1 protein-coding gene is annotated in these 6705 nt (G+C 70.5%); it reads left to right on the top strand.

Annotated features, from left to right (window positions below; genetic code table 11):
• Positions 1 to 6705 (top strand): amino acid adenylation domain-containing protein (locus tag AO684_RS20670; RefSeq protein ID WP_152968498.1); only part of this gene is annotated, 6705 nt, incomplete at both ends.

Genomic DNA, 6705 nt, shown 5'->3' with positions numbered 1-6705 from the left:
GCCGAGACGCGCGGCGCCGTGCCCTTCGATGCCATGGTGGAGGCGGTGCAGCCCGCGCGGCATCTGGGCCATGCCCCGGTGTTTCAGGTCGCGCTGGAAATTGCGGGGGCGGCCCCGGTGCTGCCCGCGATGCGCGGGCTGGAGGTGCAGGCCGAGCCTGCGCGCGCGCCCCACGCGATGTATGACCTGACGCTGCGGCTGCGCCCGGCGGAGGGCGGCTTTGACGCCGAGATCGACTATGCCACCGCCTTGTTCGATGCGGAAACCATTGCTTCGATGGGGCGGCATCTTCAGCGCGTGCTGGACCAGCGCACGGCACCCATGCTGCTGGCCGAGCCGCTGCCGGATGCGGCAGAGCAGGCTCGCATCCTGCGCGACTGGAACGCGACCGGGGCGGATTACCCCGAAGCGGCGCCGTTGGCCGAGATGTTCGCCCGTCAGGTGGCGCTGCGCCCCGAGGCTGCCTGCGTGGTGGCCGAGGATGGGGAACTGAGCTTTGCCGAGCTGAACCGCCGCGCCAACCGGCTGGCCCATGCGCTGATCGCGGCAGGGGTGGGGCCGGACGATCTGGTGGGCCTTTGTGCCGAGCGCGGCGCCGCGATGATGGTGGCGCTGCTGGCGATCCTGAAGGCGGGGGCGGGCTATCTGCCGCTGGACCCGGCGCTGCCGGAGGCGCGGCTGGAGTATATGATCCGCGACGCGCGGCCACGCGCGATTGTCACGCTCGCGCATCTGTCCGGCGTGCTGCCCACCGCCACCTGCCCGGTGCTGCTGGCCGATGATGCCGCCGCCGTGGCCGACCGGCCCGAAACCGACCCTGCGCCGCGCGGCACGATGCAGACGCTGGCCTATTGCATCTATACTTCCGGCTCGACCGGCAACCCCAAGGGCGTGATGGTGGCGCAGGGCGGGGTGGTGAACCGGCTGTGCTGGATGACCCGCGCCTATGGTGTGGCGCCGGGCGAGCGGCTGTTGCAGAAGACGCCCTACAGTTTCGACGTTTCGGTATGGGAGCTGTTCTGGCCGCTGATCGCGGGGGCGACGCTGGTGATGGCCCGGCCCGGCGGGCATCAGGACGTGGCCTATCTGGCCGGGGTGATCCGCGACAAGCGCATCACGACCGTGCATTTCGTGCCGCCGATGCTGGAATTCTTCATCGACTATGCCGATCTTTCGGGCTGCGGCAGCCTGCGGCAGATCCTTTGTTCCGGGCAGGCGCTGCCGGTTGCCTTGCAGAACCGCGTTCTGACGGCGCTGCCGCATGTGGCGCTGCGCAACCTTTACGGCCCGACCGAGGCGTCTATCGAGGTGTCGCACTGGGATTGCCTGCCGCGCGCGGGGCAGGCCACGGTGCCGATCGGCCATCCGATCGGGAATATCCGGCTTTATGTTCTGGATGCGGCGCTGAACCCGGTGCCGGCGGGTGTGGCGGGCGAGCTGTTTCTGGCGGGCATCGGTCTGGCGCGCGGCTATCTGAACCGCCCCGATCTGACGGCTGCGGCTTTCGTGCCCGATCCCTTCGGCCCGCCGGGGGAACGGATGTATCGTTCAGGCGATCTGGCGCGGCATCTGCCCGATGGCGCGGTGGAATATCTGGGCCGGATCGACGATCAGGTGAAGATTCGTGGCTTCCGCATTGAACTGGGTGAGATCGAGGCGCGGCTGACCGATCTGCCCGCGATCCGCGAGGCGCTGGTGGTGGCAACCGATCCCGGCGCGGGCGAACGCAGCCTGATCGCCTATCTGGTGGCCGAACCGGGGGCCGAAGCGGACGAGCGCGCGGTGAAGGCCGCGCTGCTGGACCGGCTGCCCGATTACATGGTGCCCGCGTGGTTCGTCTGGCTGCCCGCCTTCCCGGTGACGGCCAATGGCAAGATCGACCGCCGCGCGCTGCCGAAACCCGATGCGCGCCGGGGCGACGACGGTTTCGTCGCGCCCGAGGGCGAGACGCAGATCGCCATGGCCGCGATCTGGGCCGAACTGCTGGGCCGGGATCGCGTGGGGGCGCAGGATCGTTTCTTCGATCTGGGGGGGCATTCTCTGCTGGCGACACAGGCCATTTCCAAGATCCGGCTGCGGTTCGGCGTGGATGTCCCGTTGCGTGCGGTGCTGTTCGACCGTCCCACGGTGGCTGAACTGGCGGCCGAGGTCGATGCCCTGCGCGCCGACAACCGCCAGACCGGGATGACCGCGATCCGCCCGGCGCCGCGCGATGGCGACCTGCCGCTGTCCTTCTCGCAAAAGCGGCTGTGGTTCCTTGACCAGCTTGAGCCGGGCAATCCGTTCTACAACATCCCGGCGCCGACGCGGCTGCGCGGGCCGCTGGATGTGGCGGCGCTGCGGCAGGCGATCAACACCATTGTCGCGCGGCATGACAGCCTGCGCACCACCTTCCTTGACCGCGACGGCGCGCCGGTGCAGGTCATCGCCCCGGCGCTGGAACTGGAGATCCCGCTGACCGATCTGAGCGCGCTGCCCGACCCCGAGGCAGAGGCCCGGCGTCTGGCGGTGGAAGATGCGCAGACCGCGTTCCGGCTGGACCTGTCGCCGCTGTTGCGGGCGCGTCTGTTGCGGCTGGGGGACGCGGATCATGTGATCCTGTTCAACATGCACCACATCATCTCTGACGGCTGGTCGATGGGGGTGCTGGTCACCGAATTCGTGGCGCTGTATCGCGCGGCGGTCGAGGGGCGGCCCGATCCGCTGCCGCCGCTGGCGATCCAGTATCTCGATTTCGCGATCTGGCAGCGCGACTGGTTGCAGGGCGAGACGCTGCAACGTCAGCTCGATTACTGGCGCGACCGGCTGGCCGGGGCGCCGCCGGTGCTGCCCCTGCCCACCGACCGCCCGCGCCCGCCCGCGCAAAGCTATCGCGGCGCCACTTTCGACGTGACCCTGCCCGCTGATCTGACGGCAGAGCTTTATGCGCTGGGGGCGCGGCACCAAAGCACGCTGTTCATGGTGCTGCTCTCGGCCTTCAACATCCTGCTGGCACGGCACGCGCGGGTGCAGGATCTGTGCGTCGGCACCTATATCGCCAACCGCAACCGGGCCGAGATCGAGAACCTGATCGGCTTCTTCGTCAACATGCTGGTGCTGCGCAGCGAAGTGGCGCCGGAAGCCAGCTTCGAAACCCTGCTGCAACAGGTGCGGCGCAATGCGCTGGATGCCTATGCCAATCAGGATCTGCCGTTTGAATATCTGGTCGAGGAGCTGCGCCCCGAGCGGCATCTGAGCCATTCGCCGCTGTTTCAGGTGGTCTTCGTGCTTCAGAACACGCCGATGGACGATCTGGATGCCTCGGGCCTGCGGACCGAACCGCTGGCGGTGGAAAGCCATGTGTCGAAGTTCGATCTGACGCTGCGGCTGATGGAAAAGGCCGGGGCGCTGCATGGCTGTTTCGAATATGCGACCGACCTGTTCGACGAAAGCAGCATCGCCGCCATGGCGGGGCAGTTCGACCATCTGTTGCGCGACATCGTGCGCCGCCCCGATGCGGCGCTGGCCGATCTGACGCTCGGCGCGGCCGAGGCCCCGGCCGAGGCGCCCGCGCCGCTGCCGCTGGTGCCGGTGCTGGAGGCTTTCGCCGCCCGCGTGGCCGAGGCGCCGGATCATCCGGCGGTCACGGGCCCCGGCGGCCTGAGTTATACGGCGCTGGATCGCGCCTCGGACCGGCTGGCGCATCGGCTGCGGGCTGCGGGTGTGGCGCAGGGCGCGCCGGTCGGCCTTTGCCTTGACCGGGGCGCCGGTCTGGTGACCTCGATCCTGGCCTGCATCAAGGCAGGGATGGCCTGGCTGCCGCTGGACCCGGCAATGCCGCCCGCGCGGCAGGCGCTGATCCTGTCAGAGGCGCTGCCCGCGCTGGTGCTGGCCCCGGTGGCCCGCCATGCCGGTTTGCAGGCGGCAGGTGCGGCGCATCTGCTGGACCCCGAAACCGCAGGCGAGGTGCCCGAAGGCCCGCTGCGCGGCTGCGGGGCGGACGACCCCGCCTATATCCTCTACACCTCCGGGACCACCGGGCGGCCCAAGGGCGTGGTCATCCCGCATCGCGGCGTGATGAACCATGCGGCGCATCACATCGCCCTCTGCGGTCTTGGCCCGCAGGACCGCGTGCTGCAATTCGCAACCCCGGCTTTTGATACCTCGGTCGAGGAAATACTGCCGACGCTGATGGCGGGCGCCGCGCTGGTCCCGCGCCCCGAGGGCTTTCTGGATACCGGCGCCGCCTTCGCCGATTTCCTCGCCCGCGAGGGGGTGACTGTGCTCGACCTGCCGACGCGGTTCTGGCAGCTATGGGCCGAGGACAGCGCGCCGATCCCCGAAGCTTTGCGGCTGGTGATCCTCGGCGGCGAGAAGGTGACGCCTTCGCAGCTTGCAACCTGGAGCCGGCGGCCCGAGGCCGCGCGCATCCGGCTGGTCAATACCTATGGCCCGACCGAGGCGACGATCATCGCCACCGCCTGCGAGGTGCCGCCCGATCCGGCGCCCGCGCGCGAAATCCCCATTGGCCGGCCGATCCCCGGCATGGTGCTGCGGCTTCTGGACCCGGCACTGCGCCCGGTGCCGCAGGGCATGGCGGGTGAAATCTGGCTGGGTGGCGCCGGGCTGGCGCTTGGCTATCTCAACCAGCCGCACCTGACGGCAGATCGTTTCCGCGCCGATCCCTACGGGGTCCCCGGTGCGCGGCTTTACCGCACCGGCGATCTGGGCCGGATGCGCGCCGATGGCCAGATCGAGTTTCTGGGCCGGGTGGACGACCAGATCAAGCTGCGCGGCTACCGGATCGAGCCTGCCGAGATCGAGGCGGTGTTGCTGGCGGCGGGCGCGACACAGGCGCTGGTGCTGCTGGATGAAAGTGCCGGGCAGCCGCGTCTGCTGGCGTATGCGACCGGGGCCGATGAGGCGGTGCTGCGCCGGGCGGCGGTGGCCAGCCTTCCGTCCTACATGTTGCCGTCGTCGATCATGGTGTTGTCTGGATTTCCGTTGAGTCTGAACGGGAAGGTGGATCGTCGGGCCTTGCCTTTGCCGGTGGTTCAGGGCGGTTCGGTTGTGGTCCGGGCCGGGGTCGAGGCGGAGCTGGCGGGGCTTTGGGCGGAGGTTCTGGGGCTTTCGGCGGACCGGATCGGGGCGGGGGAGACGTTCTTTGCGCTTGGCGGGCATTCGCTTCTGGCGACGCAGCTGATCGCGCGGGTGCGGCGGCGCTGGGGGATCGAGCTGTCGCTGCGGGCGCTGTTCGAGCATCCGACGCTGGAGGGGCTGGCGCCGGTGGTGGCGGCGGCCATCGCGGGCAAGGATGCGGTGCAGGACGGGGGCAGCTTGCAGGACGGCGGCGCGCCGGTGCTGCCCGATCCCGTGCTGCCCGATCCGGCGCCGCGCGGGCCGGGGCCGGTTCCGCTGTCCTTCGCGCAGCAGCGGCTGTGGTTCCTCGACCAGCTGTCGCCGGGCGACACGGCCTATAACCAGCCGGTCGCGCTGCGGCTGACCGGGCGGCTGGAGCCGGACGCGCTGGCGCAGGCGCTGACCGGGCTGGTGGCGCGGCACGAGGCGTTGCGCACGGTCTTTGCCACCGATCAGGCGCTGCCGGTGCAGGTGATCCTGCCGCCCGGCCCGGTCGATCTGCCGCTGGAGGATCTGTCGGATGCGGCCGATCCGATGGCCGCCGCCGGGGCGCGGCTGGCCGTTCTGGCGGCCGAGCCTTTCGATCTGGCGCGCGGTCCGCTGCTGCGGGCGCGGGTGATCCGGCTGGGGCCGGAGGATCACCTCGCGGCGCTGGTGCTGCATCACATCGTCTCGGACGGCTGGTCGCTGGGGGTGTTCCTGCGCGAACTGGCGGCGCTTTACGAGGCGGCGCTGGCGGGGCGGGCGGCGGATCTGCCGCCGCTGCCGCTGCAATACGGCGATTACGCGGCCTGGCAGCGGGCGCATCTGCAAGGGCCGGAGCTGGAGCGGCAACTGGCCTACTGGCGCGCCCGGCTGGCCGGGATGCCCGACCGGCTGGCGCTGCCGACCGACCGGCCGCGCCCGGCGGTGCAAAGCCATGCCGGGGCGGTGATGCCCTTCGATCTGCCCGCCGGTCTGACCCGCGCGCTGGAGGCGCTGGCGCGGCGCACCGGGACCAGCCTGCACATGGTGCTGGTGGCGGTGCTGTCGGTGCTGCTGGCGCGGTGGAGCGGGCAGGAGGACATCGCCATCGGCACGCCGGTGGCGGGGCGGCGGCATGCGGCGCTGGAGGGGCTGATCGGCTTCTTCGTCAATACTTTGGTGCTGCGCGCCGGGGTGGATGCGGCCGAGCCGTTCTCGGCGCTGCTGGGGCGGCTGCGCGAGGATGCGCTGGCGGCGCAGGCGCATCAGGATCTGCCCTTCGACCAGCTGGTCGAGGCGCTGCAACCGGCCCGCGACCTGAGCCATGCGCCGCTGTTCCAGGTGATGCTGGCGCTGCAGAACGCGCCGCTGGGGGCGATGGCCTTCGGCGGGCTGCAGCTGGAGCCGGCGGGCGTGGCGGTGACGGCGACGAAGTTCGACCTGACCTTCAGTTTGCAGGAAGTGCCGGGCAGTTTGCAGGACCTGCCGGGGCAGGGCGGGCTGACCGGGGCGATCGAATATGCGACGGATCTGTTCGATGCGGCGACCATCGCGCGGCTGGCGGCGCAGTTCCGCCATCTGGCGGCGGCCTGCGCGGCGGCGCCGGAGACACGGATCGGCGCG

Source organism: Gemmobacter sp. LW-1 (assembly GCF_001303875.1).
In the GTDB taxonomy this organism is placed as follows: Bacteria; Pseudomonadota; Alphaproteobacteria; order Rhodobacterales; family Rhodobacteraceae; genus Gemmobacter; species Gemmobacter caeni.
The sequence above is the reverse complement of the archived record's forward strand: the minus strand, read 5'-3'. Positions and strand labels throughout refer to the sequence as shown.